This window comes from Mesorhizobium sp. M0019, assembly GCF_040323975.1.
GTDB lineage: Bacteria > Pseudomonadota > Alphaproteobacteria > Rhizobiales > Rhizobiaceae > Mesorhizobium.
Genome location: NZ_JAMYVK010000002.1, coordinates 242,931 through 269,245 on the forward strand (window position 1 = coordinate 242,931; position 26,315 = coordinate 269,245).

At 62.0% G+C, this 26,315-nt stretch carries 32 protein-coding genes and 1 pseudogene; 13 read left to right on the forward strand and 20 right to left on the reverse strand.

What is annotated here, in order from left to right:
* The first annotated feature begins 67 nt into the window (after window positions 1-67).
* Both NKK47_RS03290 and dusA read left to right on the forward strand, forming a co-directional pair.
* On the forward strand, window positions 68-739 hold the full coding sequence (locus NKK47_RS03290) for a GntR family transcriptional regulator (RefSeq protein WP_352456727.1): 672 nt from the start codon (window positions 68-70) through the stop codon (window positions 737-739).
* 198 nt (window positions 740-937) lie between these two features.
* A complete protein-coding gene (dusA, locus tag NKK47_RS03295) occupies window positions 938-1,930 on the forward strand; it encodes a tRNA dihydrouridine(20/20a) synthase DusA (RefSeq protein ID WP_352456728.1) in 993 nt (330 codons plus the stop codon).
* An 8-nt stretch (window positions 1,931-1,938) separates the two neighbouring features.
* On the opposite strand, the gene NKK47_RS03300 is transcribed toward dusA, so the two are convergent.
* Both NKK47_RS03300 and NKK47_RS03305 read right to left on the reverse strand, forming a co-directional pair.
* The gene (locus NKK47_RS03300) at window positions 1,939-2,643 is read right to left on the reverse strand and encodes a TIGR02281 family clan AA aspartic protease (protein ID WP_352456729.1); all 705 of its coding nucleotides are present in this window, start codon (window positions 2,641-2,643) and stop codon (window positions 1,939-1,941) included.
* A gap of 13 nt (window positions 2,644-2,656) precedes the next feature.
* On the reverse strand, window positions 2,657-2,890 hold the full coding sequence (locus tag NKK47_RS03305) for a DUF1289 domain-containing protein (RefSeq protein WP_031193575.1): 234 nt from the start codon (window positions 2,888-2,890) through the stop codon (window positions 2,657-2,659).
* Between the two features lie 197 nt (window positions 2,891-3,087).
* Here NKK47_RS03305 and NKK47_RS03310 point away from each other — a divergent pair, with 197 nt between their 5' ends.
* Window positions 3,088-4,086, forward strand: a complete 999-nt coding sequence (locus NKK47_RS03310) for a nicotinate-nucleotide--dimethylbenzimidazole phosphoribosyltransferase (RefSeq protein ID WP_352456776.1) — start codon at window positions 3,088-3,090, stop codon at window positions 4,084-4,086.
* 4 nt (window positions 4,087-4,090) lie between these two features.
* Here the strand turns inward: NKK47_RS03310 and NKK47_RS03315 are convergent, their stop codons facing one another.
* A complete protein-coding gene (locus NKK47_RS03315) occupies window positions 4,091-5,605 on the reverse strand; it encodes a sensor histidine kinase (protein ID WP_352456730.1) in 1,515 nt (504 codons plus the stop codon).
* 75 nt (window positions 5,606-5,680) lie between these two features.
* Between NKK47_RS03315 and NKK47_RS03320 the strand changes: the two genes are divergently transcribed.
* From NKK47_RS03320 to NKK47_RS03335, 4 genes and pseudogenes are all read left to right on the forward strand, one after another.
* Window positions 5,681-6,304 (forward strand): thermonuclease family protein, encoded by a 624-nt coding sequence (locus NKK47_RS03320; protein ID WP_352456731.1) that lies wholly within the window; start codon window positions 5,681-5,683, stop codon window positions 6,302-6,304.
* A gap of 41 nt (window positions 6,305-6,345) precedes the next feature.
* Entirely contained in the window at window positions 6,346-6,957 is a 612-nt protein-coding gene (locus NKK47_RS03325) for a glutathione S-transferase (protein WP_352456732.1), read from the forward strand.
* Window positions 6,954-7,588, forward strand: a pseudogene (locus NKK47_RS03330) (uracil-DNA glycosylase family protein). Before NKK47_RS03325 ends, NKK47_RS03330 begins: the two are co-directional and overlap by 4 nt.
* A 201-nt stretch (window positions 7,589-7,789) precedes the next feature.
* Window positions 7,790-8,281, forward strand: coding sequence for an Lrp/AsnC family transcriptional regulator (locus NKK47_RS03335; protein ID WP_023675006.1), 492 nt, complete (start codon window positions 7,790-7,792; stop codon window positions 8,279-8,281).
* Between the two features lie 11 nt (window positions 8,282-8,292).
* On the opposite strand, the gene NKK47_RS03340 is transcribed toward NKK47_RS03335, so the two are convergent.
* From NKK47_RS03340 to NKK47_RS03390, 11 genes are all read right to left on the reverse strand, one after another.
* The gene (locus NKK47_RS03340) at window positions 8,293-8,865 is read right to left on the reverse strand and encodes a DUF3299 domain-containing protein (protein ID WP_352456733.1); all 573 of its coding nucleotides are present in this window, start codon (window positions 8,863-8,865) and stop codon (window positions 8,293-8,295) included.
* A 68-nt stretch (window positions 8,866-8,933) separates the two neighbouring features.
* The gene (locus NKK47_RS03345; RefSeq protein WP_352456734.1) at window positions 8,934-9,515 is read right to left on the reverse strand and encodes a GNAT family N-acetyltransferase; all 582 of its coding nucleotides are present in this window, start codon (window positions 9,513-9,515) and stop codon (window positions 8,934-8,936) included.
* A complete protein-coding gene (locus NKK47_RS03350; RefSeq protein WP_352456735.1) occupies window positions 9,475-10,179 on the reverse strand; it encodes a DNA alkylation repair protein in 705 nt (234 codons plus the stop codon). Before NKK47_RS03350 ends, NKK47_RS03345 begins: the two co-directional genes overlap by 41 nt.
* Window positions 10,180-10,188: 9 nt before the next feature.
* Window positions 10,189-11,163: an NAD(P)-dependent oxidoreductase gene (locus NKK47_RS03355; RefSeq protein ID WP_352456736.1), complete on the reverse strand. Its 975-nt coding sequence runs from the start codon at window positions 11,161-11,163 to the stop codon at window positions 10,189-10,191.
* Window positions 11,124-11,951: an ABC transporter permease gene (locus NKK47_RS03360; RefSeq protein ID WP_352456737.1), complete on the reverse strand. Its 828-nt coding sequence runs from the start codon at window positions 11,949-11,951 to the stop codon at window positions 11,124-11,126. Before NKK47_RS03360 ends, NKK47_RS03355 begins: the two co-directional genes overlap by 40 nt.
* A complete protein-coding gene (locus NKK47_RS03365) occupies window positions 11,948-12,661 on the reverse strand; it encodes an ABC transporter permease (RefSeq protein ID WP_023675013.1) in 714 nt (237 codons plus the stop codon). Before NKK47_RS03365 ends, NKK47_RS03360 begins: the two co-directional genes overlap by 4 nt.
* Window positions 12,662-12,779: 118 nt before the next feature.
* Complete coding sequence (locus NKK47_RS03370) at window positions 12,780-13,562, reverse strand: ABC transporter substrate-binding protein (protein ID WP_023717637.1); 783 nt, start codon at window positions 13,560-13,562, stop codon at window positions 12,780-12,782.
* A gap of 213 nt (window positions 13,563-13,775) precedes the next feature.
* A complete protein-coding gene (gene mobB / locus NKK47_RS03375) occupies window positions 13,776-14,285 on the reverse strand; it encodes a molybdopterin-guanine dinucleotide biosynthesis protein B (RefSeq protein ID WP_352456738.1) in 510 nt (169 codons plus the stop codon).
* Window positions 14,282-14,911, reverse strand: a complete 630-nt coding sequence (gene mobA / locus NKK47_RS03380) for a molybdenum cofactor guanylyltransferase MobA (RefSeq protein ID WP_352456739.1) — start codon at window positions 14,909-14,911, stop codon at window positions 14,282-14,284. The genes mobB and mobA overlap by 4 nt, the downstream gene beginning before the upstream one ends.
* Before the next feature lie 58 nt (window positions 14,912-14,969).
* Entirely contained in the window at window positions 14,970-15,890 is a 921-nt protein-coding gene (locus tag NKK47_RS03385) for a DMT family transporter (protein ID WP_352456740.1), read from the reverse strand.
* A gap of 122 nt (window positions 15,891-16,012) precedes the next feature.
* A complete protein-coding gene (locus NKK47_RS03390) occupies window positions 16,013-16,369 on the reverse strand; it encodes a hypothetical protein (protein ID WP_352456741.1) in 357 nt (118 codons plus the stop codon).
* A gap of 198 nt (window positions 16,370-16,567) precedes the next feature.
* Here NKK47_RS03390 and NKK47_RS03395 point away from each other — a divergent pair, with 198 nt between their 5' ends.
* Window positions 16,568-17,296, forward strand: coding sequence for a DUF1579 family protein (locus NKK47_RS03395; protein ID WP_352456742.1), 729 nt, complete (start codon window positions 16,568-16,570; stop codon window positions 17,294-17,296).
* A gap of 51 nt (window positions 17,297-17,347) precedes the next feature.
* Here the strand turns inward: NKK47_RS03395 and NKK47_RS03400 are convergent, their stop codons facing one another.
* Together NKK47_RS03400 and moaA are read right to left on the reverse strand one after the other, a co-directional pair.
* On the reverse strand, window positions 17,348-17,821 hold the full coding sequence (locus tag NKK47_RS03400) for a hypothetical protein (RefSeq protein WP_352456743.1): 474 nt from the start codon (window positions 17,819-17,821) through the stop codon (window positions 17,348-17,350).
* 55 nt (window positions 17,822-17,876) lie between these two features.
* Entirely contained in the window at window positions 17,877-18,872 is a 996-nt protein-coding gene (gene moaA, locus NKK47_RS03405; protein ID WP_352568644.1) for a GTP 3',8-cyclase MoaA, read from the reverse strand.
* A gap of 199 nt (window positions 18,873-19,071) precedes the next feature.
* Here moaA and NKK47_RS03410 point away from each other — a divergent pair, with 199 nt between their 5' ends.
* Window positions 19,072-19,425, forward strand: coding sequence for a gamma-butyrobetaine hydroxylase family protein (locus tag NKK47_RS03410; RefSeq protein ID WP_352456745.1), 354 nt, complete (start codon window positions 19,072-19,074; stop codon window positions 19,423-19,425).
* A gap of 23 nt (window positions 19,426-19,448) precedes the next feature.
* On the opposite strand, the gene NKK47_RS03415 is transcribed toward NKK47_RS03410, so the two are convergent.
* A complete protein-coding gene (locus NKK47_RS03415; RefSeq protein ID WP_352456746.1) occupies window positions 19,449-19,877 on the reverse strand; it encodes a nuclear transport factor 2 family protein in 429 nt (142 codons plus the stop codon).
* A gap of 158 nt (window positions 19,878-20,035) precedes the next feature.
* On the opposite strand from NKK47_RS03415, the gene NKK47_RS03420 reads away from it, so the two are divergent.
* A complete protein-coding gene (locus NKK47_RS03420; protein ID WP_352456747.1) occupies window positions 20,036-20,647 on the forward strand; it encodes a pyridoxamine 5'-phosphate oxidase family protein in 612 nt (203 codons plus the stop codon).
* Between the two features lie 27 nt (window positions 20,648-20,674).
* Here NKK47_RS03420 and NKK47_RS03425 read toward each other — a convergent pair whose 3' ends face one another.
* Complete coding sequence (locus NKK47_RS03425) at window positions 20,675-21,127, reverse strand: MarR family winged helix-turn-helix transcriptional regulator (RefSeq protein ID WP_352456748.1); 453 nt, start codon at window positions 21,125-21,127, stop codon at window positions 20,675-20,677.
* A gap of 47 nt (window positions 21,128-21,174) precedes the next feature.
* Between NKK47_RS03425 and NKK47_RS03430 the strand changes: the two genes are divergently transcribed.
* Window positions 21,175-22,083: an alpha/beta hydrolase gene (locus NKK47_RS03430; RefSeq protein ID WP_352456749.1), complete on the forward strand. Its 909-nt coding sequence runs from the start codon at window positions 21,175-21,177 to the stop codon at window positions 22,081-22,083.
* A gap of 34 nt (window positions 22,084-22,117) precedes the next feature.
* Here the strand turns inward: NKK47_RS03430 and NKK47_RS03435 are convergent, their stop codons facing one another.
* Complete coding sequence (locus tag NKK47_RS03435) at window positions 22,118-22,732, reverse strand: TetR/AcrR family transcriptional regulator (RefSeq protein WP_352456750.1); 615 nt, start codon at window positions 22,730-22,732, stop codon at window positions 22,118-22,120.
* 98 nt (window positions 22,733-22,830) lie between these two features.
* Between NKK47_RS03435 and NKK47_RS03440 the strand changes: the two genes are divergently transcribed.
* The gene (locus tag NKK47_RS03440; protein WP_352575044.1) at window positions 22,831-23,577 is read left to right on the forward strand and encodes a 3-oxoacyl-ACP reductase family protein; all 747 of its coding nucleotides are present in this window, start codon (window positions 22,831-22,833) and stop codon (window positions 23,575-23,577) included.
* Between the two features lie 220 nt (window positions 23,578-23,797).
* Window positions 23,798-25,702 (forward strand): L,D-transpeptidase family protein, encoded by a 1,905-nt coding sequence (locus tag NKK47_RS03445; protein WP_352575045.1) that lies wholly within the window; start codon window positions 23,798-23,800, stop codon window positions 25,700-25,702.
* A gap of 11 nt (window positions 25,703-25,713) precedes the next feature.
* On the opposite strand, the gene NKK47_RS03450 is transcribed toward NKK47_RS03445, so the two are convergent.
* Entirely contained in the window at window positions 25,714-26,190 is a 477-nt protein-coding gene (locus tag NKK47_RS03450; RefSeq protein ID WP_352448896.1) for a hypothetical protein, read from the reverse strand.
* Window positions 26,191-26,315: the final 125 nt, after the last annotated feature.

Sequence of the window (26,315 nt, forward strand, 5' to 3'; positions counted from 1 at the left end):
AGCACCAGAAGCCTTGTCAATCAGCTATGGAATCTGTTTTGTGGCCGGATTGGGGTAGGGAGAGAAAATGTCAGGCGATACGCTGCGGATCGACCGCTCTGCCAAGACGCTGAGGACGCTGGCGCTGGAGCGCATGCGTGAAGCGATCATGGGCTTCCATTTCCAGCCTGGTGAAAGGCTGGTCGAGCGGCCGCTATGCGATCAGCTCGGGGTGAGCCGTTCCGTCGTGCGCGAGGTGCTGCGGCAGCTCGAGGCGGAAGGCCTGGTGCAGATGATACCGGGCCACGGACCCGCCGTGGCCAAGCCGGATCTCGGCCGCACCGACGAAATCTATGAATTGCGGGCGCTGCTCGAGGGAATCGCGGCGCGGGCTTGCGCCCTGACGGCCACGGACGCGCAGATCGCTTTGCTCGATGCCGCCTTGACGAACCTGCTTGAGGCGTGGGCGTCCGGTGCGCCTGTCGAGGTGATGCGGGCAACGACCAAGTTCTACGAAACGCTGTTCGAGGCGGCGGACAAGCGCATTGCCTGGGAAATCGTGACGGGGCTGAATGTCCGCATCAACCAGCTCCGCTCAATGACGATCGCGTCGGAGAACCGCCGCGAGCCGGCGATCGCCGAAATGACCGAAATCATGGATGCAATCCGGTCGCGCAGGCCGGACGAGGCGGAGGAGGCGGCGCGGCGGCATGTCGAATCCGCGTGGCAGATTGCCCGCAACGCGCTTCGCCTTGGCTGACTGGTATGCCGCCAACGCGGTTCATCGTTCCATGGCAGGCATCTAACTGGTGCGTACAGTGACATGTGTGACATGCCAATTTGCTTTCAGTTGCGGCGGCAAAATCGTATATCGGGTCAGTTAGGTGTGCATCTCTTGCCAAATTGCTCTGTCATTCGAACGGAGTATCGGACGGACTGAGACAGAAAAAATAGTAAAATGAACATGTTACGCCACAAAGTTGCCGTGGCGCCGATGATGGATTGGACGGACCGGCACTGCCGGTTCTTCCATCGCCAGCTGACGCGCGAGGCGCTGCTCTATACCGAGATGGTGGTGGCCGATGCGGTCATCCACGGCGCACGCGAGCGGCTGCTCGGCTTCGACGACAGCGAACATCCGGTGGCGCTGCAACTCGGCGGCGCCGATCCGGGAAAGCTGGCCGAGGCGGCGCGCATCGGCGAAGCCTTCGGCTATGATGAAATCAACCTCAATATCGGCTGCCCGTCCGACCGCGTCCAGTCGGGCACCTTCGGCGCCTGCCTGATGAAGACGCCCGTGCTCATCGCGGATTGCGTCGCGGCAATGAAGGCGGCGGTGAAAATACCGGTTACCGTCAAGTGCCGCATCGGCGTCGATGAGCAGGATCCGGAACCGGCACTCGATGCGTTGGCCGATGGTGTTTTCGCGGCCGGCGCCGACGCGCTGTGGGTGCACGCCCGCAAGGCCTGGCTGGAAGGACTGAGCCCAAAGGAAAATCGTGACATCCCACCGCTCGACTATGACCGCGTCTATCGGCTGAAAGCCAGAAAACAAAACAAATTCATCGGCATCAACGGTGGCATTCAATCTCTCGCAGAGGCGCTGACGCATCTCGACCATGTCGATGGCGCCATGCTCGGCCGCGCCGCCTATCACACGCCAGGGATACTGACCGGCATCGATGCCGCGTTTTACGGCAGCACAGCTGAGTCGTTCGATTTTGCCGCACTGATCGATGCCATGGCGGATTACGCGTCACACCATATCGAGCAGGGCGGACGCCTCGGGCATGTCACCCGGCACATGGTCGGGCTGTTTCACGGCCTGCCCGGTGCACGCCGCTACCGGCAGATCCTGTCCACCGAGGCGACACGGCCCGGTGCCGGACCGGAGGTGCTGAAGTCAGCCTTCGCAGAGGTCGATTTCGGCCGGACCGCAGAGGCGGCCTGAGGAAAAACTTAATCCCGCAAAATCATGCGATCGCCGCGTACGTCGAAACCCGATAGCGAGCCGATGAAATTCATACCGAGAAGGCTCTGGCCGAGCGTGCCTGGTGCGGCGATCATGATGGGCATGTCCTTGCGCACGATGCCGCCGATCGACAGTTCGTCGGTTCGCACCGCCGCCGCGCGTGTCATGCCGTTGGCGGTAGAGATCGGTATGGTGAAGCGGAGAGCCGCCGAATTGAACCCGACCGCCAGCGCGTCCTCGGTGGTCAGCACGGTGCTGGTCGCGCCGGTATCGACAACCGTCAGGATCGGCGTGCCGTTGATCGTGACGCGCGCTTCGAAATGGCCGCTGCCGGCCTTGTCCAGGGTCACGGTGGCATGGCCTTCTTCCACGCCCAGCGCCAGCGGACTGCCGGGAACAAGGCCGGCGGTGACGCGGCTGGCGAAATCCTGCAACTCATAGCGGTACTGATAGCCGGCGATCAGCGCCAGCACGATGGCACCCCAGGCGCCGAGGCTGCGGGCCATGGTGCCCAACGGCCTGCCCGATCTGACCAGGCCGGCGCCGACGAGTGCCGCTAAGGCGCCAAGCCAGATCAGCTGGCTGAAATCGTAATTCTCAATGCCGAATGTACTGCCGGCGGAATCGTTGAGCATGAGCAGGAGTACACCCGCCCCGATCGCGACGATCAGAATCCACAGCAGTCGGTTCATCTCTGCGGCCGGTTCACGAGAGGGCGTCGCGTTCGCGTGCCATGCGGCTGCGACGGGTTTCCCGGCGGGGGCGTCGCTCGACCGTTTCCAGCCTTGCCGGCAGCTCGGCCATGACGCTGCGGCGGGTTTGCGGGGTCATGTCGATCCAGGCGGCGATTTCCTCGCGCGTGCGCCCGCAACCGAAACAGAAGCCGGTTTTCATATCGATCGAGCAGACCAGGATGCACGGGGATTCAATGGCCGTCATAAGGATTTCCTTGGCTAGCCTCCACATGGTGCAACGACAAAGTCAATGCAAGCCCTCCGGGAAGCGCCGCCAACGAATGCTTTCGCGTCAATACCGCCAAGTTGTACCAGGCCTGGAGGTTGTGCCGGCTTGAGGTTGTGCCGGCTGGCCAAGGCGGCTATGCCGCTCACCAATTCACACGGACGATCGCCATCGACATGACCAGCGCGCTGCCTTTCGACGATTTTCGCGACCTCCTAGTGAGCCTGCCGCCGGGAGATATGGCGGCCAAGGCCCGCGTGCGCCAGTTGTTTGTTAGGGCAGACAAGCCCAAAGGCTCGCTTGGCCGCATCGAGGACATCGCCGCCTGGCTTGCCGGGTGGAGCGGCCGCGCGCCGCCGGCGGTGACGCGGCCATTGGTGGCGATCTTTGCCGGCAATCATGGCGTCACCCGCCACGGCATTTCGCCGCGCCCCGCCGCCGCCACGGCAAATGCAGTCGAGCTCTGCGCCGCCGGCGGTGCAGCAATCAACCAGATCTGCATCGCCAACGATCTCGGCTTGAAGGTGTTCGATCTGGCCCTGCACATTCCGACAGCCGACATTACCGAGGATGCGGCACTGGACGAGCGCGGTTGCGCCGCCACCATGGCCTTCGGCATGGAAGCGATTGCCGGCGGTACCGACCTGCTTTGCCTTGGCGACCTCGGCGTCGGCAATTCGACTGTCGCCGCGGCCCTTTGCACGGCATTGTTCGGAGGCACCGGGGCCGACTGGATCGGCCCTGGATCAGGGGCCGACACGGTGATGCAGAAGCGCAAGGCGGAGGTGGTCGATGCCGCGATCGCGTTTCACGGCGCGAGCCTCAAGGACCCGCTGGAAGCGCTGCGCCGGGTCGGTGGACGGGAATTCGCCGCGATCTGCGGCGCCATTCTGGCGGCGCGGATGCAGAAGATCCCGGTGCTGCTCGATGGGTTTGCGGTGACTGCGGCCGCTGGTGTCCTACATGCCGCCAACCCCGCCGCGCTCGACCATTGTCTCCTCGCAAGCCTGTCGCCGGAGCCTGGTCATGCCAAGGTCGCCGAGCGCCTCGGCCTTCGCCCGCTGCTCGATCTGGGCGTCAGTCAAGGCGAGGGGGTAGGGGCGGCGCTTGCCGCCGGCTTGGTCAAGGCGGCCGCGCTGACCAGCTCCGGCATGGCAGCCGCGGTCCGCGGTTAAGCATTCAGCGCCGGCGCGAGGCAACCGCCTTGGTCGGCAGCGCCGGCAGTTCCTCCATCACCCGGCTCAGCGGGAAGATGGCGATCGCCTCGGTGCCTTCGCGCAGCCTGGAATGGAGCTGGAATTCGCCGCCATGCATGGCCAGCAAGCCTTGCACGATCGGCAGGCCAAGCCCGGTGCCCTGTTCGGCGCTCTTGATGGCGATCGAGCCCTGGCCGAAGGCCGAAAGCACGATCGGAATCTCGTCTTCCGGTATGCCCGGCCCATTGTCCTTGACGGAGAGATATTGCCCGCCGCCCGCCGTCCAGCCGACGCGCACGCGGATTTCGCCGCCGGTGGCGGTGAACTTGATGGCATTGGACAACAGGTTGAGCGCAATCTGCCGCACCGCGCGTTCGTCGGCGAACAGGCGCGGCAAGGCGTTTTCGAAATCCTGGACGATGCGGATGTCCTTGTTGCGCGCCTTCAGCTCCATCATGTGGCAGCAATCCTCGACGACGGAGAGCAGCATCATCGGCTCCTCGTTGAGCTGGTAGCGGCCCGCTTCGATGCGCGACAAATCGAGAATTTCGTTGATCAGGTCGAGCAGATGCTGTCCGGAGTCGTGCACGTCACGGGCATAGTCGCGATAGGTCGGGTTGCTCATCGGGCCGAGCACCTCGTTGGCCATCACTTCGGAAAAGCCGAGAATGGCGTTGAGCGGTGTGCGCAGTTCGTGGCTCATCGAGGCCAGGAAACGCGATTTCGCCAGATTGGCGTCTTCCGCCCGCCGCCGTGCCTCGTCCGACATCGATTTTGCCGTCTCCAGTTCGGCGATCAGCGCATCCTTTTCGGAGCGGAACGACAGCAGCATCAGCGAGGAACGGTTGAGTTGGCGCGCCACATAGGCGAAGAACGGCAACGAGGAGATCAGCAAGCCTGCCATGATCACTTCGACCGGCATCCATAATTTCGCACTGGCATAAGCATAGATGGCGACCGGGAGGGCGAAGGTCGCCAACAGCGCACCGCGCAGGGACGAGGCCAGGATCGCGGTTGCCGACATGGCGAGCAGCAGCACCACCGCCTTGGCGACCTGGAACTGATCCATTTGGCAAGTTTCGCAGCCGAGCCATGCGAACCAAGCCCAGCCAAGCCCGCACAGAAAATGGCCGATCAGGAAATCCCTATGCGTTTCCAGCGGGTTGAGTTCGGACGCTTGAGTGACGCGTCTGGCCATGAACGCAACGATGGTATAGCAGATGAATGTGAACAGCGCCCAGACGCCGATCTCCTTGCCGATGCCCGCGAACAAGCCTGCCGCGGCCGTTGCCAGAACGAGCAGCGGGATAACGATCACGCCGCCGGTCATCGAAAGCGCGTGGAGCTTCAACAGCTCGCGGTCGAAGTCGGGATTTCCGGCTTGCTGCGAAAGACGGTCGCGCGTCTTGCGCACCGCGCGCGCGACATCGCTGTTGCGATGGCGTTTTCTGCGGTCCACAATAAACTTGTCCGCCGTGGTCGAGCGTTGCAGGGGCATGAAGTCTTCAATTTACGCGGGCAGCAATTTCAAATCGTTAAGCTACGTTCGAATGATTAACCAACGGTTTGCCATATGAGCCGTTCGTGGTCGCGATGGCCGCGCCAGCGATACTATGCGCCGCGTCCGCGAAGCCTGTGGCGCCGACTAATGGACTATGGGCTGACACTCATCGTGCTCGGCCTGGCGATCCTCCTGGCGGCGCGCCTCGACCGGATCGAGACGCGCAAGACGGAGGGCGCGGCCACCGTCAATGACGGCGATAGCATCACCCTCGGCAGCGAGCGTGTCCGCATGCGTGGCATCGACGCGCCGGAATATTCGCAGATCTGCCGCAAGAACGGTGCCGACTATCCATGCGGCAAGCTCGCGCGGCAGTCCCTGGTGCGGTTGATAGCCGGCAAAGCGGTCTCCTGCAGCGGCTGGCAGCGCGACCGCTACGGCAGGCTGCTCGGCGACTGCAAGGCCGGTGGCAAGGATCTCAACCGCGCACAGGTCGAGGCCGGCTGGGCGGTCGCCTTTGGCGATTTCGAGACCGAGGAAGCTGCTGCGCGCGCAGGCAAAGCCGGCATCTGGGGCGGAACTTTCGACGAACCGAAGAACTGGCGCGAGAGCCACGGCCACGAGCTGGTCGAAAGAAAGCACGGCACCTTGGCGTCGATCGGCGATGCCTTGCGTGAAATTTTTCGCTTCTGGTGAGTTGTGCCTATAGTTCGTCGGGACGGACGAGGAGGATGGAGATGAAGCTGTTCGACGGCGGGCGCGCGCCCAATCCACGTCGGGTTCGGATTTTTCTGGCCGAAAAGGGACTTCAGGTTCCGCTGGTGCCCGTAGACATGGGCGCGCTGGAGCACAAAGAGCAGCCGGTCAGCTCGCGCAATCCGCTGAAGCGTCTGCCGGTGCTCGAGCTCGATGACGGCACCATCATCACCGAATCCGTCGCAATCTGTCGTTACTTCGAGGAACTGCACCCCGAGCCGGCTTTGTTCGGGCATGGGGCGCTCGGCAAGGCAATCGTCGAGATGTGGCAAAGACGTGTGGAGTTCAATCTGTTCGGCTGCGTCGCCGCGGCGTTCCGGCACATCCACCCCGCAATGAGGGAATGGGAGATCCCGCAAATCCCCGAATGGGGCGAGGCCAACAAGCCGAAGGCGATCGAATTCCTGAGATTTCTGGACACTGAGCTCGCCGGCAGGGAATTCATCGCCGGCGATGCCTATTCGATCGCCGACATCACCGGGCTGGTCGCCATCGACTTCATGAAGCCGGCTCGCATCAAGGTACCCGAAGAGTGCACGAACGTGCTGCGCTGGTATCGAGAAATCTCCAGCCGGCCGAGTGCCGCCGCCTGACAACGAGTTCCGAATGCGCGAAGAGCTGGAAGCCTTGACGGCGCGGGTACGCGCCTGCCGCATCTGCGTCGATAACCCGGCCGGCAGGCCGTTGCCGCACCAGCCGCGTCCGGTGCTCAGGCCATCGTCGAGTGCGCGTATCCTGATCGCCAGCCAGGCGCCGGGTACCAAGGTTCACATCACAGGGATGCCGTTCACCGACGCCTCCGGCGACCGGCTGCGAAGCTGGCTGGGCGTCCGCAGCGAGGAATTTTACGACACGGACAAATTCGCCATCGTGCCGATGGGCTTTTGCTTTCCCGGTCAGGACGCCAGGGGCGCCGACCTGCCGCCGCGCCGCGAATGTGCGCCGGCCTGGCGCACATCGCTGATGGCGCTGATGCCGCAAGTCGATATGGTGCTGACGATCGGCATCTACGCGCAAAGCTGGCATATGGGCGCGGCGCGCCGTCCCTCGCTGACGGAAACGGTCATGGATTGGCGTGCCATCTGGGCGGCGGCAATCGACCCGAAAGTCCTGCCGCTGCCGCACCCGTCCTGGCGCAACACCGGTTGGCTGAAGCGCAATCCATGGTTTGAAATGGATTTGCTGCCCTTCCTGAGATCGGAAATCCGCTATCGCCTCGGCTAGGCATTCAGCAAGAAATCACTCGCTTTCGCACTATGCGGCAGAATTTCTTTCTTGTAATAGGCTCGAGCAAGAGGGATTATGGTAATCCATTCCTCGAAGCGCGCCGCGCATGAGGGGACGCGCGTTAAATTCTTGTTTTTATGCATGTCGTTGTGCCAAGGCCGCTGCGCACTTGGACGACTTGCATCAGGGGAGCACCCAATGGACCGCCTTGATAGAAAAATTCTCCGCCTCCTGCAGGAGGATGCGACGCTTGCAGTCGCCGACGTCGCCAAGAAGGTCGGCCTGTCGACGACGCCGTGCTGGCGGCGCATCCAGAAGCTCGAGGAAGAGGGCGTCATCAAGCGGCGCGTCGCCATCCTCGATCATGAAAAGGTCAATGTGCGGGTCACGGTGTTCGTCTCGATCCGCACCAATTCGCACAGCCATGAATGGCTGCGGCGCTTTTCGGAGGTCATCCAGGAATTCCCGGAAGTGGTCGAATTCTATCGCATGAGCGGCGACGTCGACTATCTCTTGCGCGTCGTGGTGCCCGATATCGCCGCCTACGACGCCTTCTACAAGCGGCTGATCGCCAAGATCGAGATCCGCGACGTGTCGTCTTCCTTCGCCATGGAGCAGATCAAATACACGACCGAGATGCCGCTGGATTACATGATGCTCGACAAGGAGTCCGGCGCCAACGCCGCCTGAGATTCTTCTGTTTAGTTCTTCTTTTTGTTCAGGAAAGTCCATGGCGAGTTGACCGGCAGCGTGATCGTGTCCGGCACGGTGTCGACATTGACCACCTCGGCCTTGCGCACGGTGTAGCCCGACTGGATGACGCTGACGCCGTCAAGCATGAAAAGCTGGCTCTTCTCCATGCCCGGCCGTAATGCGCCGGTCACCGAAACCGGCTGGTAGGCCTCGGACATCCTGTAAGGGTGTGCAGGCGTGACGAGGACGATCTGGTTGGGCGGCGGCGTCGGCATGTGGCTGCAGGCTCCCGTCCACGGCACCAGCAGGAACTGGTAAACGAGATCGCCGTCGCGATCGACCGGCAGCGCATAGCCTGCGAGTTGCACGGTCTTGTCCTGCAAGTTGAGTGAGAGCGTCTCGCCATGATCCGGCATTTTGGCCGCAATCATCGGCAGTCCGACGCTTTCGGCGGCTGCCTGGGTCGCCGGGCGCAGATCCTTCCAGAAAATATGCATCGTCCCGGCGCAAGCGCTGTCTGCCACAATGGACACGAACACCGCGGCCGCCAGGATCGCTCCTGATTTGAGACGGTTGCTCATTGCTGCTCCATTGTTGAGCCTTGATCTGCGGCCTATGCCAGCAAGTAAAGCTGCCGCTGTCGCCAAGGTCAACGTTCAAGCCGCATCACATGCCGACGCGAGCCGGTCATGCCGATCTCGCGAAAGCCGCGGGCGGCGAACGTGTCCCGAAAACCCATAAAGCTGTAGCTCGGCGACGCCTGGTCGACCGGATAGGCTTCGATCGTCCTGGCGCCTTTGGCAAAGGCGTGATCGATGGCCGCGTCGAGTAATGCGCTTGCCAGCCCGCCGCCGCGCAGCGCTTTCGGTACATAGAAGCAGACGATCGACCAGATGCCCATCTCGCTATCGTTCTGCTGCCGTGACAGCTTGCGGTAGGTCTCGCGCGGCGCAATCGAGCACCAGCCGACGGTCCGGCCATCGATCTGGGCGACAATGCCGACCGGCGTGCCGGCGTCGATCAGCGTCATCATCGCGCGTTTCTTCTCGTCGTTCTCGACATGCTCGCGGCGATCGAGATTGCGCCAAGCCATACACCAGCAGTATTTCGGCCCGCCGGGTTGCTCGAACAGGTTTTCGAAATCGGCGCGCGTCGATTGCGTCACCTCCGTGAAGCGCACTTCGCTCAGGTCAAGCTTTTCTGGCGGCGAGCCGTTCGAGCGTCTTGGCATCGGAAAGTTCCTTCACGGCATCCTTGCCGATCCAGCGAGCAGTCCTGTCTGTCGAGGCCGCCAATTTTTGCGCCAGGGCAAGGGCAGGGCCGTGCAAATTCATCGATCGCTTGCCGATCGAACGAAGCGCCCAGTTCACGGCCTTCTTCACAAAATTGCGGCCGTCGGTCGCATGCGCCTCGATGATCGACAGGAATTCGAGGAAGGTCGTCTCGGGTTCCTTCTTCCGGTGGACTACCGACCAGGCCATCATCGCAAAAGCCGTGCGTCGAACGAATTCCCGTTCGTCGACCGCGAATTCGGCGATCAATTCCTTCCAGCAATCCGTATCGACAAAGAGATCGGAGACCCCGTCGACGATATCCCACGAGTCGAAAGTCGCCGCCCATCGTCTTGCATCCGCGGAGGAGAACCGCTCCGGATCGGCTGTCACGGAAGCAATGAACTGCGCCTCCATGATGCCTGTCTGCCAAAGCTCAAAGGCACGCTCATGGTTGCGCTTGATTTTCTTGGAAATCTGCCGCTGCACGCCATGCGAGATACCTAGCGCACGTTCGATCTTGATGCCGTAGCGCAGCATGCCAAGTCGATTTTCCTCCGAGGCGATCGAGCGCAGATGAGCGACGATTTCATCGGCGCTGGATTGAGGCGAAAGCTCGGCCACGGTGAAATCCTATTTCTCCAGCCTTGCCAGCAGCGAGGACGTGTCCCAGCGCTTGCCGCCCATCGCCTGCACGTCCTTGTAGAACTGGTCGACGAGTGCCGTCACCGGCAGTTTGGCGCCGTTGCGGTCGGCCTCGGCGAGGCAGATGCCAAGATCCTTGCGCATCCAGTCGACGGCGAAGCCGAAATCATATTTGCCGGCATTCATCGTCTTGTGCCGGTTCTCCATCTGCCAGGAACCGGCCGCACCCTTGGAAATCACCTCTATGACCTTTTCGATGTCGAGCCCAGCCTTCTTGCCGAAATGGATGCCCTCCGCCAGGCCCTGAACGAGGCCGGCGATGCAGATCTGGTTGATCATCTTGGTGAGTTGGCCAGCCCCGGCCGATCCCATCAATCCGACCATGCGGGCATAAGCATCTATGACTGGCTTGGCCCTGTCGAAGGCGTCGGGCTCGCCGCCGACCATCACGGTCAGCATGCCGTTCTCGGCGCCTGCCTGACCGCCGGAGACCGGGGCGTCGAGGAACGCAAACCCGAGCGCGTGCGACTGCTGCGCCAGTTCGCGCGCGACCTCCGCCGATGCCGTGGTGTTGTCGATGAAGATGGCGCCTTTCTTCATGGAATTGAAGGCGCCTTCGGCACCGGTCGTCACCGAGCGCAGATCGTCGTCATTGCCGACGCAGGAAAAGACGAAGTCCTTGCCCGCGGCCGCCTCTGCTGGTGTCGCGGCGAAGCTGCCGCCATGCTGGGCAACCCACTGCTCGGCCTTGGCCCTGGTGCGGTTGTAGACGGTGACGTCGTGACCGCCCTTGTTCTTGAGATGTCCGGCCATCGGATAGCCCATGATGCCAAGACCGAGAAATGCCACCGAAGCCATGTTTTCGAATCCCTTAGAAGCCTGCTTTGCGGTCCTCTCTACCGGATCAGGCAAGGCGATGGGAGTCAGCGGTGCAGATGGATGGTGATGCGGCGTTCGATCCACTCGACGCCGTGGCGCAATGTTTCCACGATGATCAGATAGATGATCGCCGCCCAGATATACGACTGAAAGTCGAAGGTGCGCGCATAGGTGAGCCGGGTGATGCCCATCAAATCGTAGACCGTGATGATGGCGACGATTGCCGAGCCCTTGATCATCAGGATGATCTCGTTGCCATACGGGCGCAACGCGACGATCAGCGCCTGCGGCAGGATGATCTTCCACATCGTCTGCAGTTTGTGCAGGCCGAGCGAGGCGGCACCTTCCCACTGGCCCCTCGGCACGCTCTCGATTGCGCCACGCAAAATCTCGGCCTGGTACGCGGCCGTATTCAGCGAAAAGGCGAAGATCGCGCAGTTGAACGCTTCGCGGAAGAAGCCCCACAGTCCGACCATCTCGAGCTCCGGCCGGAAGGAGCCGACCCCGTAGTAGACCAGGAAGGTCTGCGCCAACAGCGGCGTGCCGCGAAAGAAATAGACATAGGCATAAGCGAACCCCGAAAGGATCGGGTTCTTCGACATGCGTGCATAGGCGATCGGCACCGACAGGATCGCGCCAAGCACAATCGAGATGGCAACCAGCAGCAGCGTGACGCCGAGGCCGGATATGTAGCCGGGTGCATATTTCTGGAAGAACTCCGGGTTCCACGCAGCGACCAGGTAGACGACCATGCCAATGCCGAGAGCGATCCACAGGCCGACCAGGACATGGCCGAGGATGCGTTGACGCGACCAGCCGCGTGCGGGCGGCGGCGGCCGGTCGACCTTCAGCGTGTCGGTGGCCAGGCTCATCTCTTGACCTCGCTGCCGCCGACCGCTCGTTCGATCGCATTGATGCCGAAGGAGGAGACGATCGCCAGCAGGAGATAGATCAGGCCGGCAAAACCGTAAAACAGGAAGGCATGCTTGGTGACGCGCGCGGCAACCCCGCTCTGCCTGAGGATCTCGTTGAGACCAACGGCCGATACGAGCGCGGTGTCCTTGAGCAGGATGAGCCAGAGATTGGCAAGTCCGGGTAATGCGATGCGGATCAACTGCGGCAGCACGATCAGCCGCATCGTCTGGCCGCTGGACAGGCCAACCGAATAGCCTCCCTCATATTGCCCTTTTGGAATGGCGCGGAAGGCGGATAAAAACACCTCGCTGGAATAAGAGGAGAAAATGAAGCAGAGCGCGATCATGCCGGCGACGAAGCTGTTGACGTCGGCGGACGTTCCGGGGCTCACCAGCCGGACAATGTACTGCAGGATCAATGGGATGCCGAAGAAGATCAGAAACAGCGTGAGCAGCTCGGGTATTCCGCGAAAAATCGTGGTGTAGATGTTCCCGGCCAGTCTCAGCGACGGCTCTTCCGATTGTTTGGCCAGCGCCACGAAAAAGCCGAGCGTCAGCCCGAAGGGCAGAGTGGCCAGCGCAAGACATACCGTGACAAATACACCCGCGGCGATGTCGTCGAGCCAGCCTTCGGGTCCCCAACTGAGAAGCGTCAGTGCGCTCTGCATCCGCCTGCCTGTTCTCCTTGAGGCTCTTCGAGACCCGTGCCGCGTCACCCCTCGTGCGCGGCATCCTTATAAGCACGGCGGGAATCTCCCGCCGTTCAAGTCCTCGTATGTCGGTCGATCAGGACTCGCCGCCATAAACGTCATATTTGAAGTATTTGTCGTTGATTTCCTTGTACTTTCCGTTTGCTCGGATGGCGTCGATCGCCGCATTGAACTGGTTGACCAGATCGGTCTCGCCCTTGCGCACGGCAATGCCGGCGCCCGGACCGTGGATTTCGATGACCGGCTTGATTGTGCCGACCAGCTTGCAGCAGGCGCCGTCCGGCGAATCCAGCCATTGCTGCAGCACGACGATGTCGTCATTGGCGGCATCGAGCCGGCCATTGGCCAGATCGAGCTGGTATTCCTGTGCGGTCGGGTACGGCTTGACGGTGCTGTCGGTATAAGTCTTGGTCGAATAGTTGAAATGCGTGGTGGACGCCTGCACGCCGATTGTCTTGCCGGCCAAATCTTCCTTGGTGACACCCTTGATGTCGGTGTCCTTGGGCGCGGCGATCGCCGGCGGCGTATTGTAATATTTGTGGGTGAAGTCGACCTTCTCGGCGCGTTCCGGCGTGATCGACATCGACGCGACGATGGCGTCGAACTTGCCTGCCTGAAGGGCTGGAATGATGCCGTCCCAGTCCTGCGCGACAAAGGTGCACTTCACCTTCATCTCGTCGCAGAGCGCCTTGGCAATGTCGATATCGAAGCCTACGAGCTGGCCGTCGGCTGTCAGATTGTTGAATGGGGGATAGGCTCCCTCGGTGCCGATCCTCAAGGTCTTTTCCTGGGCCTGGGCAACGCCAAGCGTCAGCAGCGCAGCCGAAGCGGCAAGCGCGATACGCAGTGCAATACGCATAATGGTCCTCTCTGTTGGTCCCGGCCGTCGTTCCCGAACGGCTCTGTGGGCGGTGCTTTTGACCGCCCGCTGATGCGATACTCCCATTCTTTCCCAAGAAAAAGCAACTGCAAAACCGTCGCTTGAGGGAAGGTCATGTTCAGAAAGCGATGACGCTGGGTCAGACGCCTAAATTGGAAAGCAAGTGGGCGGAAACTGTCTTCTGCCGCATTTTCAGCGCGACAGGCTTGTGGCGCGCTCGATGAAGTCAGCTATCGAATTCGTGTCGTCGAGATCGAAGGCCGGCAGGTCTTCGCCGATAATGGGGAAGTCGGAGGCGATGGCGACAATGTGTGGATCGCCTGCCGAGAGCGGTGTCCGGTCCTTGGCCTCGAGCCGTCTCGTCTCGATTTTCTTGTGCGCTTCGCGCTTGTAACCCTCGACCAACACGATGTCGCACGGTGCCAGCCGTGACAGGATCGCGTCTAACGTCGGCTCGTCCTCGCCGCGCAATTCGTGCATCAGCGCCCAGCGCCTGCCCGACACGACCGCGACCTCCATCGCTCCCGCCTGCCGGTGGCGAAAGCTGTCCGCTCCGGGTTTGTCGATGTCGAAATCATGATGGGCGTGTTTTACCGTCGACACTTTCCAGCCGCGCCGGACGAGTTCGGCTACCAGCTTTTCGGTCAATGTCGTCTTGCCGGAGTTCTTCCAGCCGGTGATGCCGAAAATACGTCTTTTCATGGCTCGATGCTCTGCAACAGATGCACGGCCTGGGCAAGGTCGTCGGGAGTGTTGATGTTGAAGAACGGATCGATCTCGGCCCCGCCGGATTTCAGGATGGGAAATTCCACCTCGACAAAACCGTGCCGGTCGATGAACGCCGCAACGCGCCGGTTGTCTTCCTCGATGAGAAATTTTCGCAAGACCTGATCTAACCCTAGCGGCCAGAGTGCAAAGGTCGGATGCCGTTTGCCGCCGGAACAGGCGACGGCAATCGAGCCGGGGCGTTCGTCGGCTGCCGCGAGCAGCCGCTCGACCATATCCCTGGGCAGGAAAGGCGTGTCGCCGGCAGCCGTGACCAGCGCCTGGCAGGTCGTGTCGGAAGCCCATTCGAGGCCGGTCAGGATCCCGGCAAGCGGCCCGGCATAACCTTTGACAGTGTCGGCAAGCACCGGAAGCCCCGTCGCGGCAAACCGTGTCGGATCGCCATTGGCGTTTAGCGCAAGCGGTCCGACCTGCGGGCCAAGGCGCGAAACGACACGGTCGAGCAGGGTACCGTCGCCAAGCGCAAGCAGCGTCTTGTCGCCGCCACCCATCCGGCTCGATCGGCCGCCGGCCAGAATGATCCCTGCGATATGTCGGCCCATCGTTTGCTGCCTAGACCCAAAATCCAGTTTTCAAATCAGACAGTCGTCGACAGTCACTCTATATGCCGTCCGGCGCCATGTCCGGTCCAGTGCTTTCGGCGGCTGTTTTTCGCCGGCCGACGATCCGTTCGCGGTAGAGTGCATAGAGGCCTGACGCGATGATGATCGTGGCACCGAGGATCATCGGCAGATCGGGGACATCGCCGAAGATCGTGAAGCCAAGCAGGATCGACCAGAGCAGGGCGGTGTAGCGAAACGGCGCGATGAAGGAGATATCGCCCACCCGCATCGCCGTGATGATGAAGTGATAGCCGATGAGCACGAGCACCGCCGCCAGCGCCAGGAACGCCGTGCTTTGTCCTGTCATCGGTGTCCAGCCGCCCATCGGCGAAAGCAGTGCCGCGCCCAGAACTGTCATGGCAAGTGCGGTGGCGGTCGACACCAGCAATGTCGGAATTGCCTGCGGGATCCGCTTGGTAGCGAGATCGCGCACCGCACAGCATGCGACGCTGGCCAGCGCCAGCAGAGAAAAGACGCTGAACCCTTCGAAGCCGGGCCGCACGATGATCAGCACGCCGGCAAAACCGGCGGCAATGGCCAGCCAGCGCCGCCAGCCGACGCCCTCGTTGAACACAAGCGCGGCGCCCATCGTCACCGCCAGCGGCAGCGCCTGCAGCACGGCGGAGACATTGGCGATCGGAAGATGCGCCAGAGCAACCAGGAACGACACGGTGGCGCCAGCCTCGCCGGCAACGCGCAGCGCAACGGTCGGCTGCAGCATCGAACCTGGCCGGGCAAGCGCGCCCCGTTGCCACGCAAGCAGGCCAACGAAAAGCGAAGCGAAGGCGCCGCGGATCAGCATGACCTGCGCCATGTTCATCGATTCCGATGAGAATTTGGTGATCGCGTCGTTGAGAGTGAACCCAGCCATGGCCACCATCATGAACAACGCGCCGCGGAGGTTTGGCGAAAGAGGCAAGGCGATTACCGGGTGAGTCCTGCAGCAAGCGTCTAGCAGGCACCCACAAGACAGCAACGTCAAAGGGCTGGGCCACAGCCTTTCTGTGGCCCGTGACATCTGCCGCGCAAGAGCGGCAGGGCTTATTTGGGCGTCAGTACCTCGGTGCCGTTGCCTTCCTTGCCGGCAATCGTCCACAGGCCATGCAGCGAGCCGTCTTCCTGCATCTTGTAGACGACTAGACCGACCGCCTTGCCCATGACATAGCCGGCGGAGAAGGCATCGTCGTTGCGCATGCAGATACCGTCCGAGGACGAGCCGCCTGTCTCCCAATGGATCGTGCAGGTCGTCTCGCTGGTCAGCGTGATCGTCGCGTCGCCACCATAGGACGACCCATCGAAATTGGTGCCGGCCACGGCATAGGTGCCGCCGATCGACTGAGCCGCCGCGGGCAGGGCCGCGAGGCTGAGCAATGCAAGAGAAAGAATGAGTTTGCGCATATCGTATTCCCCCACTGGGCGAAGAACCGCTCCAGAGCAAAGGCTAGGCCCGAATGGGCTTGCGGTAAATCCGGTGACCGTTTGCGGACAAGACCTTTTCTGGGTGTGACCCAAAAAAAGGTGCCGTTCTAAAGGATGGGTTCGGAGGGCAAATTTATCACACTGCGGCTCGAGGAAAATTTTTCGACGAGATCAAATTTGCTCGGCAAGATTCACCAAATTGGTCATTGTAAGCTTCTGATCGTGTTGGGGAGATGGTCCATGATGAATGCACGAGGCAATGCGGACTGGCTTGGCACAGGCAGCAGGCGGCATGTTTCGTCGGCTTTCCGGTTCTCTTCTGCCCTGGCGGTTATCCTCATGGCGATAGCGCCTGCGTTCGCCGAGAACGGCGCTTCGGCGTCGGCAGTCGAACGGATGTCCACGCCGGGTCACGAAGCGGATGAGCTCGCTCGCCGCGTCGGGACATGGTCCGTCGTCAACACGATCTGGCCAACGCCCGGCGCCCAGCCGATCGTGATGACGGGGCTGGTGGCCGAGCGCACGATGATCGGTCCCTTCATGCAGGAGGTGATGCGCCCGGCGCCCGGGTCGAAAATGCCGGACTTCCAGCGGATAGCCTATTTGAGCTATGACCGGGTGGAGGGCCGCTGGAAGTATGTCTCCATGGACACCCGTTTCCCGGCAGGGATCATGCCCGCCTGGAGTTTTGGTGGCGAGGAGGACGGCAAGATTTCACTGCTGTTCCAGCCGCTTGGTTTCGTCGGCTTCGGCCCCGAGGTCGAAGGGCGGTTCACGGCCTCCGATTTCGTCATTTCCAGGGACGGCGACAATCACGAAGTGGCCGAGCAACATTTCCTCCAGGCCAATGGCAGCGGCAAAAAATGGCTTGCCGTACGATATGACTACACGCGCCAACAACCGTGACTCGCTAGCAAAAACAATAGGCTGCCAATAAGTTCTGACGTCGCCGGATGCTCACGGTCCCCTGAGGCTGCCGGCGATCGCATCGACGAGCGGGTCGTATTTCGATTTCAGGGCTGGCGGGTAGTCGATCCAGACCGTTCGGATGACACCGTCTTTTCCGAACAGGCGGCGTTCATAGAAGATGTTCCCGCCTTTGATGCCCGACAGCACCGCCCAGTCCTTGCCGGTCTTGCTGTAGGTGATCCTGTAGCCAGGTTCCTTGCTGGCCCTCTCGGCGGAGACGAAGGCTGTCGGGGTGTCATCATCGATGTTGAGGATACCCGAACAGATCAGGCTGGCGCCATCGGCAGTGAGCCATTGTTGTCCATCGCCATTGTCCGGCTCAGGCTGGCGAAGAGTGAAGATTTCATCCGGATAGGTGCAGATGGTACCGAAGCGCTCGTTCGTGTAGGTAAATGGCGCGGCAACTGCCGTGGTCCCCGCCATCACTCCGAAAAACGTCAGGACTGCAAAAAACCGCTGCACGCCTTGCCTCGCGCCGATACCAAGGTGATTATTCTTGCACGAAATCGGCGAAAAATCAGCCGCCGGTGACGCTCATATGCCGCGACACCGACGGACGGTTGGTGCGGCGATCGATGATGAAGTCGTGGCCTTTGGGCTTGCGGCCGATTGCTTCGTCGATGGCATCGGCGACCAGCTCGTTGCCTTCCGACGCACGCAGCGGCGCGCGCAGGTCGGCCGCATCTTCCTGGCCGAGGCACATGTAAAGGGTGCCGGTGCAGGTCAGCCGGACCCGGTTGCAGCTTTCGCAGAAATTATGCGTCATCGGCGTGATGAAGCCCAGCCGTCCGCCGGTCTCGGCGACTTGGACATAGCGGGCCGGGCCACCGGTCTTGTAGGGAATGTCGCTTAGCGTGAACTGGCGTTCGAGAGCCGCGCGCAGCAGCGACAGCGGCAAATACTGGTCGGTGCGGTCGGCGTCGATCTCGCCCATCGGCATGGTTTCGATGACCGTCAGATCCATGCCGCGGCCATGCGCCCAGCGCAGCATTTCCGGCAATTCGGCGTCATTGAAGTCCTTCAACGCCACGGCGTTGAGCTTTACCTTTAGCCCGGCCGCCTGCGCGGCGTCGATGCCGTCCATGACCTTGTCCAGATTGCCCCAGCGGGTGATCTGGCGGAATTTGTCGGCATCGAGGGTATCGAGCGAGACGTTAATGCGCTTGACGCCGCAGTCGGCGAGCTCGGCGGCAAAGCGGGAAAGCTGCGATCCGTTGGTGGTCAGCGTCAGCTCTTCCAGTGCACCACTCTCGAGATGCCGCGAAAGCTGGCGTACCAGGTGCATGATGTTCTTGCGCACAAGCGGCTCACCGCCGGTGAGGCGGAGCTTGCGCACACCCTTTTCGATGAAGACCGTGCAGAGCCGGTCGAGCTCTTCCAGCGACAGCAGGTCCTTCTTCGGCAGGAACGTCATGTCCTCGGCCATGCAATAGGTGCAGCGGAAATCGCAGCGGTCGGTGACCGACACGCGCAGGTAGGTGATCGTGCGACCGAAAGGATCGATCATATCCATGCTTGTGCGCTTCCCGTGGGCGTGAACGGCTTCGTTATATATGGCTATGTGATACGAGCCAACTTGGCATTCAAGATAGAAGCTCGCGATCATCGGTAACATTCCGACGCCGACAGATCATGTCGGAACTTTCCATGCGGCCTTTTCCCTCGACGCGAAGCGGCGTAGGGAAGGGCAGTTCTCCGCAGGATCCACCAGCATGACAGCGCCAAAAGAACTTAGGGTCTCGAAGGACCGCAAGCTGCTTTCCGTCACCTTTCCGGGCCATCAGCCGTTCGAATTGTCGGCCGAGCTGCTGCGCGTCGCCTCGCCATCGGCCGAGGTGCAGGGCCATTCGCCCGAACAGCGCGTCACCGTTCCCGGCAAGCGCAATGTAGCGATTCTGAAGATCGAGCCGGTCGGCAATTATGCCGTGCGCATCACCTTCGACGATTTCCATGATACCGGCATCTTCACCTGGAATTACCTGCATACGCTGGGTCATGAGAAGGATGCACGCTGGGCCGCCTATCTCGCCGAACTGGAAGAGAAGGGGCTGAGCCGCGACCGTTGAATGGATCCCGCAGGGCTCTCAGGTCAACGCAGGATCGCCAGTATCTCGCTGGTGTCGTAATAAAACGGCGTGCCTTCGATCAGCCGGTCATCCTTGAAGCGCAAGACTTCGGCAAACGGCTGTTTGACGGTTGCACCATTGGCCCGCGATGTCAGCGAAAGCGAGCAGCTCATGAACACCGTGTCATCGTTTTGGGCGACCTGAAGGTCCTCCACCGCCACGTCGCTCCAGATTTCCCGCATTTTGCGGAAAAGGGCGCCAACGCCGTCGAGGCCGTTCCAGTCACCGGCATAGGGCAGGGAGCGCGGCTCATGCACGACAATCTCGGCATGAAATGCGCCGGCAAGCATATCGAGGCTCTCCGAGCCTGATTGCAGGAAACGCATTTCAACATTGAACATGTTTTCAATAAGTTCCATGGCGGTGCGTCGCCGGTCGAGCGGTTTATCCATTTTTGACCTCCGTATCCGTTGGCACGATCATGCAGGTAAAGCGGTTTGCCCTTGTTCGCGTTGCCTCGACCCCGTTTCCTGATGACCGGCAAACGGGCACTTGTCGTGAAAACGTCATCCATCTGGAGTAGCGCCGGCAAAGCGTTGGAGACGAAAACATGTCCATAATCACCAGCATCGAACAGCTTGAAGCGCTCTATGGCCTGCCCGGCGAGGCGTCGGTGGTCAAGGAACTCGACCAGCTGATTCGCGAATACGCAGCTATCATCGAGGCTTCGCCGTTTGCCGCGCTCGCAACCTGCGGGCCAGAAGGGCTGGACTGCTCGCCGCGCGGCGATCTCGCCGGCTTCGTCCGCATCCACGATCCGAAAACGCTGATGATGCCGGACCGGCGCGGCAACAACCGTGCCGATTCGCTAAGGAACATCCTTCGCGATCCGCGCGTCGCGCTCCTGTTCCTGGTGCCGGGTTCCGGCACGACGCTGCGCGTCAATGGCCGCGCCCACATCACCACCGATACCGGGCTCTGCGCCTCGTTCGCCGTCGAGGGCAAGCCGGCGCGCTCGGTGACGATCATCGAGATCGATGCGGTTTATTTCCAGTGCGCCCGCGCCATCCACCGATCGGAACTGTGGAATCCGGCAAGGCATGTCGACCCGAGATCGCTGCCGACTCCCGGCCAAATCCTGGAAATCACCAGCCGCAAGAACATTGACGGCGAGGTCTACGACAAGGAATGGCCCGAGCGCGCGAAAAAATCGATGTGGTGAAGCATTTGGTGGTGGAGCACTGGGCTGTCAGGCGGTCTTCAAAACCTCGGCAACCCTACGCATCTGTTCGCCGATCATGTCACATTGTTCCGGCGTCGACTGGCTCATCGCCTTCTCGATCAGCGCCATATGGACCTTCAGCGCCTGCATCAGCAGTGCCTCGCCGGCCTCTGTCAACGTCAGCCTCAGCACGCGCTTGTCCTTCTCGTCGCCCTCGCGGCGCAGCAGGCCACGGGTCTCCAGCTGAGGCAAAAGCATGGTGATGTTGGAGCGGCCGACCAGCAGCCGACGAGCAAGGTCGTGCTGCGACATGCCGGGATGACGGTAGAGATTCATCAGCACGTCGAGCTGCGCCGGCTTCAGGTCGAGCGGCGCAAGCTTCACCGCCAGGGTGCGTTCCACCACATGGCAGGCGCGCGCCACCGCGACCCAGTTGCGAAAACGCGGGTTGTCCCAGGGCAGGTCTTGCTTAATGTTCATGTTTGAACTATTATGTTCATGCTTGAACCAATGAATGGATCGCCACTATGGCATCATTTGGACTGAAGGTCATCCGCGGCACGTTCGGCGTGGCTGAGCATGTGGCACCGCGACTCACCGGGCGTGCTGCATTCGAGCTGTTCTGCCGCACGCCGCACGAGAAGAGCTTGAGCAAAGGCGAGCGCCGCGCAATCGATCGCGCCGCCGATTTCATGACCCAGGCACGCCATCACCGGCTAAAGACCAGAACCGGCTGCGTCATGGTGCATGAATTCCGGCCCGAGCCGGGCAGGGCCACTGCCGGCACCGTGCTCGTCATCCATGGTTGGCGTTCGCGCACCGAATACATGCGCACGCTGATCGAAGCCTATCGCGATGCCGGCTACAAGGTGGTCTCGCTCGATCTGCCGGGCCACGGCCAGTCGCAGGGCCGCCGGCTTACCCTGGTCAGTGCGGTCGATGCGGCACGGGTTGCCGGCGAATGGTTCGGCCCGTTCGCGGCCATTGTCGGCCATTCCTTTGGTGGTGCCGTTGCCGCCAACGCCGTCGCCGGTTCGATCAGGAACATCCCGCGATTGGCGGCCGGGCGGCTGGTGCTTATCGCCGCGCCGAGCTCGCTGCCGGCGATCTTCGCTGATTTCAGCCGCATGCTGAATGTCGGCTCGCGCTCGCAGGCCGCCATGGCCGACCGGGTCGAGCGCATCGCCGGCCGGCCGTTGCACGAGTTCACCGGTGACCGCCAGCTCGCAAGCACGCCGCTGCCGACGCTGGTGATCCACGCGCCGGACGACCGCGAAGTGTCCGCCGAGCATGCAAGGCTCTACACGCGCGCCGGAGACCATGTGCGGCTTTACTGGGCCGACGGGCTCGGCCACCGCCGCATTCTCGCCGACAGGGGTGTGGTGGAGCGTGCCGTTGGCTTCGTTGCCGGCAGGCTGGAGCCGTCTCTGCAGTGACCTGAATATCGTTCTTGTCAGCCGGGTTCGACCGTCACGCCGCCCCGGTGCTGGCCATCGCTATCCAAGCCGCCATTGCCCCGTCCACCGTCGCCAGAAGAGCCGAGCGCGACGCGCCGTCGCGCGCCTGGATCGACATGCCGTGCTGCACGGTCGCGTAGAAGGTCGCGGCCGTACCGCAGTCGAAATCAGCCGGCAACTCCCCCTCGGCCACGCCACGCTCGAGCCGTCTCAGCAAGGCTTCGCGGTTTTCGGCGCGGCGACGGCGCAGATCATCGCAGATGGCGCCGCGGCTTGAGTCCTGGTGCAATGCGCCGAGCGCGATAAGGCAGCCTTGCGGACGACCGGTCTGTGAATAGGCCCTGGCAGTCTGCCGCAGGAACCGTTCGACCGCCTGGCGCGCGGTCGGCGCCTTTTCCAGCGCGGACCAGATCTCGGTTCCCTCGACCCGCGTGTAAAGCTCGGTTGCCTCGAGAAACAGCGCTTCCTTGCTGCCGAAGGCGGCATAGAGGCTGGGAGAGTTGATGCCCATTGCAGCGGTCAGGTCGCTTATCGACGCGCCCTCATAACCCTTGGCCCAAAACACTTCCATTGCGCGCCGCAAGGCGGCGGCTCGATCGAAGGTGCGGGGGCGGCCTCGTTCCGGCATGGCATCCTTTCTGTATTGATCGATACATAATTCAGTTGACGTGGTTCAGCAAGGCTGGCAGATATTTATGTATCAATCACTACAAAATGGAGAAGCAGATGTCATCCAGAAGCTTGAACGGCAAGGCCGCCCTCGTCACCGGCGGCAGCCGCGGCATTGGTGCGGCGATCGCAAGAAGGCTCGCGGCCGACGGCGCAGGCGTGGTGATCACCTATGTGAATGGCGAGGAAGGGGCGCGTGCGGTGGTCAGGGAAATCGAGGCGGCCGGCGGCCGGGCCTTTGCCATCAAGGCCGACAATCGCGATGCTGGGGCGATCGAGGCGGCAGTCGATGAGGCGGCAAAAGCCTTCGGACGGCTCGACATCCTCGTCAACAGCGCCGGCATCTGGCGCGCTGCGCCGATCGATGCCCTGTCGCTTGCCGATTTCGATGAGACAATGGAGGTCAACCTCAGAGCCCCGTTCGTCGCCGCCAAGGCGGCAGCAGCGCATATGGGCGAGGGTGGCCGGATCATCTCGATCGGCAGCAATCTGGCCGAGCGTGCCACCGACGCCGGCCTGAGCGCCTATTCGGCCAGCAAGGCTGCCTTGGTTGGCCTGACCAAGGCCTTTGCACGCGATCTCGGTCCGCGCGGCATCACCGCCAATGTCGTCCATCCGGGGTCGACCGATACCGACATGAATCCGGCAGCCGGCCCGCACGCCGAGCATCAGCGCCAGAAGATGGCGATGCCTCGCTTCGGCACGGCCGACGAGATCGCCGGCATGGTCGCCTGGCTTGCCGGTCCCGAAGGACGCTTCGTGACAGGCGCGGCATTGACCATCGACGGCGGCGCCAACGCTTGAGGCTTGGCTCACGGGCACTACCATTGATCGGGGTCGATGGCGGATTGGCTCGACCCGTCACGATCTTGTGAAACCGTTCTGCAACAGACGTTCCGAAATTTATGGAAGCTTAACGAAATCAGTATGAATCAGTGTAGTCACGCCTTACATCCGCCATGCGGTGGGCGAGACCGTGAAAGCGGTGCGGAACGGGATCCGGTTCAACCGGAGCGGGTGATCCATGAAACTCCTTGGAAACAAAGCAACCGTGCTGCCGTTTGCGGTGGCCGCGGCAATGCTGGCCTTCGGGGCGCCGAAGGCTGAAGCGCAAGGGTTCTTCGACATGCTTTTCGGCGGCGGCGTCAAACACGCACCACCGAAAGGTAACTTTCCGCCGCCACCGTCAAAATACAAGCCGAAGCCCAGGGCGCCGGCCGCTTCCGGTGGTGGGGGCGGTGGTGGTGCGCAAATCAGCGGCCCGTCCTATTATACCTACAAGAGCGATCCGCTGGTGCGCGTCGATTTTTCGGCACTGTCGGCAGCGCCTGAACCAGCAACGCCTCAGGACGCTGCTTTCGAGCCGGCGGCCACCGGGGCTGCATTCCGCGAAGCCATTGCCGGCCTCGACGGCTATGACCTCTACGCCGAGAAGGAGATCGCCAAGGCGCTGATCGCCCATTACTCGGCCAATCCGGATTTCATCTGGGTGACGGGAACCAGTCCCAGCAGCCGCGCCCAGGATGCCGTGCGGGTGCTGGGCGAGGCCGCGAGCTACGGCCTGACGCCCGCCGACTACATCGTCGAAGTTCCGGCAGGAGGCGCATCGGCGGGCAATGCCGATGAACGCCTGAAAGAGCTGGTCCGCTTCGAGATGGCGCTGTCGGCGCGTGTCCTGCGCTACGCCCGTGACGCACAAAGCGGCCGCGTCGATCCCAACCGCATGACCGGCTACTACGATTTTCCGCCGAAGCCGCTCGACATGGAAGGGGTGCTGAAGACGCTGGCCCATACCCAGCAAGTGCGCACTTATCTCGAGTCGCGGCATCCACAGAATTCCGAGTATCAGGCGCTGCGCGTCGAACTGGAAGCGCTCCAGGCCAGCGCCGAAGACGAAATCACCATCGATCCCAACCTGCTGTTGAAGCCGGGGCAGACCAGCCCCGAGCTGCCGAAGCTTTTGACAAAGATCGCGCGCAATCTCGATGACGAGATGGGCGGCGCCTATGGCGAGGTCCTGGCGAGGCTCGCTACCAGCGAGGTCTACGATCCGGAGCTGGTGCCGGTGATCAAGGCGGTGCAAAAACGGGCCGGCATGAAAGGCGACGGCGTCATCGGCCCGCGTACCGTTGCATCGTTGGCCGGAACGTCCAAGGCCGACAAAATTCAGAAGGTTCGGGTTGCGCTCGAAGAGTTGCGCTGGTTGCCTTCCGACCTTGGCAGCCCGCGCGTCTTCATCAACCAGCCGGCTTTCACCGCGAGCTATATCGATGATGGCGAGGAGAAGCTGAAGACCCGCGCCGTGGTTGGCAGGCCCACCAACCAGACTGCTTTCTTCTATGACCAGATAGAGCAGGTCGACTTCCATCCCTATTGGGGCGTGCCGCAGTCGATCCTGGTCAACGAGATGCTGCCGCGGCTGCGCCGGGATCCTGGCTATCTCGACCGCGCCGGCTACGAGGTGGTCAATGCCCGCGGCAAGCGCATTCCCTCGTCCTCGGTCAATTGGGGCGCCTACGGCGCAAAGATACCCTACGGCGTGCGCCAGCTGCCGAGCGAGGCCAACGCGCTGGGCGAGCTGAAGATACTGTTCCCCAACAAGCATGCAATCTACATGCACGATACGCCGCAGAAGTCGTTTTTCCAGCGCGACATGCGTGCGCTCAGCCATGGCTGCGTTCGCTTGCAGGATCCGCGCGGCATGGCCGCTGCCGTGCTCGGCACCTCGGTCGACTATATCGAGGACAAACTGAAACACGGACATTCGACCGAGGACGTGACACGCAAGATCCCGGTCTATGTCGCCTATTTCACCGCATGGCCGGACCTGTCCGGTACCGTCGAATACTTCAACGACGTCTACGGCCGCGATACAAGGCTGCAGCAGGCACTCGACAGCACGGAAGCGGTGCGTTCGCCGGCAAGCTGACGAATGCGGTTCTAGCGCTGAAACAGCGGACGCCGGAAACCGGCGTCGCGTCCGGCGATCAGCCAATAGACCAGGCCGGCGACAACGCCTGCGGCGGCAATGATGCCGATATCGGCCCAGCGCTCCGGGTTCGTGTCATCCGGTACACTGGGCCAGATCAAGGCGAAGCCGCCAACCGCGGCCGCCGCGCCGAAGACCATGTGCAGCCAAAAACTGCGCAGCGAGAAAAACTCGGCAATCAGTGCGAAGATCAGCGTCTGCAGGCCGGTCAGCACGATCGTCAGAAAATAGATGAACATGCCTAGCGGCGGCAACAGCAGCACCGCAACGGGGGTGACACCCATGACGTCGAAATAATTCGGCGCATTTGGCAGCGAACTCAGCCCGCCATAGATCGCCGCCACCGCGATCAGCCCAACCAGTACCGCTATGAAATAACCCGCGAGCATCATCAGAAAGCGTTTCAATACGTGCTTTACCGTCGCCATGCCGTACGCATACGACGAAGGCCGCATGATTGGCACGCGTGCGTGGGCGCGGCGGGCTCTATGATGGCGATGCGTGAAGGTCAGGCGGCCTGCTGATCGGCGGCCTTGTCGGCTTCGCGCAGGCG

Excerpts from the sequence above, each read along its gene's own strand:
- NKK47_RS03290 (WP_352456727.1), top strand. The coding sequence starts at position 68 with ATGTCAGGCGATACGCTGCGGATCGACCGCTCTGCCAAGACGCTGAGG.
- dusA (WP_352456728.1), top strand. The coding sequence starts at position 938 with ATGAACATGTTACGCCACAAAGTTGCCGTGGCGCCGATGATGGATTGG.
- NKK47_RS03300 (WP_352456729.1), bottom strand. The coding sequence starts at position 2,643 with ATGAACCGACTGCTGTGGATTCTGATCGTCGCGATCGGGGCGGGTGTA.
- NKK47_RS03305 (WP_031193575.1), bottom strand. The coding sequence starts at position 2,890 with ATGACGGCCATTGAATCCCCGTGCATCCTGGTCTGCTCGATCGATATG.
- NKK47_RS03310 (WP_352456776.1), top strand. The coding sequence starts at position 3,088 with ATGACCAGCGCGCTGCCTTTCGACGATTTTCGCGACCTCCTAGTGAGC.
- NKK47_RS03315 (WP_352456730.1), bottom strand. The coding sequence starts at position 5,605 with ATGCCCCTGCAACGCTCGACCACGGCGGACAAGTTTATTGTGGACCGC.
- NKK47_RS03320 (WP_352456731.1), top strand. The coding sequence starts at position 5,681 with ATGAGCCGTTCGTGGTCGCGATGGCCGCGCCAGCGATACTATGCGCCG.
- NKK47_RS03325 (WP_352456732.1), top strand. The coding sequence starts at position 6,346 with ATGAAGCTGTTCGACGGCGGGCGCGCGCCCAATCCACGTCGGGTTCGG.
- NKK47_RS03335 (WP_023675006.1), top strand. The coding sequence starts at position 7,790 with ATGGACCGCCTTGATAGAAAAATTCTCCGCCTCCTGCAGGAGGATGCG.
- NKK47_RS03340 (WP_352456733.1), bottom strand. The coding sequence starts at position 8,865 with ATGAGCAACCGTCTCAAATCAGGAGCGATCCTGGCGGCCGCGGTGTTC.
- NKK47_RS03345 (WP_352456734.1), bottom strand. The coding sequence starts at position 9,515 with ATGCCAAGACGCTCGAACGGCTCGCCGCCAGAAAAGCTTGACCTGAGC.
- NKK47_RS03360 (WP_352456737.1), bottom strand. The coding sequence starts at position 11,951 with ATGAGCCTGGCCACCGACACGCTGAAGGTCGACCGGCCGCCGCCGCCC.
- NKK47_RS03365 (WP_023675013.1), bottom strand. The coding sequence starts at position 12,661 with ATGCAGAGCGCACTGACGCTTCTCAGTTGGGGACCCGAAGGCTGGCTC.
- NKK47_RS03370 (WP_023717637.1), bottom strand. The coding sequence starts at position 13,562 with ATGCGTATTGCACTGCGTATCGCGCTTGCCGCTTCGGCTGCGCTGCTG.
- mobB (WP_352456738.1), bottom strand. The coding sequence starts at position 14,285 with ATGAAAAGACGTATTTTCGGCATCACCGGCTGGAAGAACTCCGGCAAG.
- mobA (WP_352456739.1), bottom strand. The coding sequence starts at position 14,911 with ATGGGCCGACATATCGCAGGGATCATTCTGGCCGGCGGCCGATCGAGC.
- NKK47_RS03390 (WP_352456741.1), bottom strand. The coding sequence starts at position 16,369 with ATGCGCAAACTCATTCTTTCTCTTGCATTGCTCAGCCTCGCGGCCCTG.
- moaA (WP_352568644.1), bottom strand. The coding sequence starts at position 18,872 with ATGGATATGATCGATCCTTTCGGTCGCACGATCACCTACCTGCGCGTG.
- NKK47_RS03410 (WP_352456745.1), top strand. The coding sequence starts at position 19,072 with ATGACAGCGCCAAAAGAACTTAGGGTCTCGAAGGACCGCAAGCTGCTT.
- NKK47_RS03415 (WP_352456746.1), bottom strand. The coding sequence starts at position 19,877 with ATGGATAAACCGCTCGACCGGCGACGCACCGCCATGGAACTTATTGAA.
- NKK47_RS03420 (WP_352456747.1), top strand. The coding sequence starts at position 20,036 with ATGTCCATAATCACCAGCATCGAACAGCTTGAAGCGCTCTATGGCCTG.
- NKK47_RS03425 (WP_352456748.1), bottom strand. The coding sequence starts at position 21,127 with ATGAACATTAAGCAAGACCTGCCCTGGGACAACCCGCGTTTTCGCAAC.
- NKK47_RS03430 (WP_352456749.1), top strand. The coding sequence starts at position 21,175 with ATGGCATCATTTGGACTGAAGGTCATCCGCGGCACGTTCGGCGTGGCT.
- NKK47_RS03435 (WP_352456750.1), bottom strand. The coding sequence starts at position 22,732 with ATGCCGGAACGAGGCCGCCCCCGCACCTTCGATCGAGCCGCCGCCTTG.
- NKK47_RS03440 (WP_352575044.1), top strand. The coding sequence starts at position 22,831 with ATGTCATCCAGAAGCTTGAACGGCAAGGCCGCCCTCGTCACCGGCGGC.
- NKK47_RS03445 (WP_352575045.1), top strand. The coding sequence starts at position 23,798 with ATGAAACTCCTTGGAAACAAAGCAACCGTGCTGCCGTTTGCGGTGGCC.
- NKK47_RS03450 (WP_352448896.1), bottom strand. The coding sequence starts at position 26,190 with ATGGCGACGGTAAAGCACGTATTGAAACGCTTTCTGATGATGCTCGCG.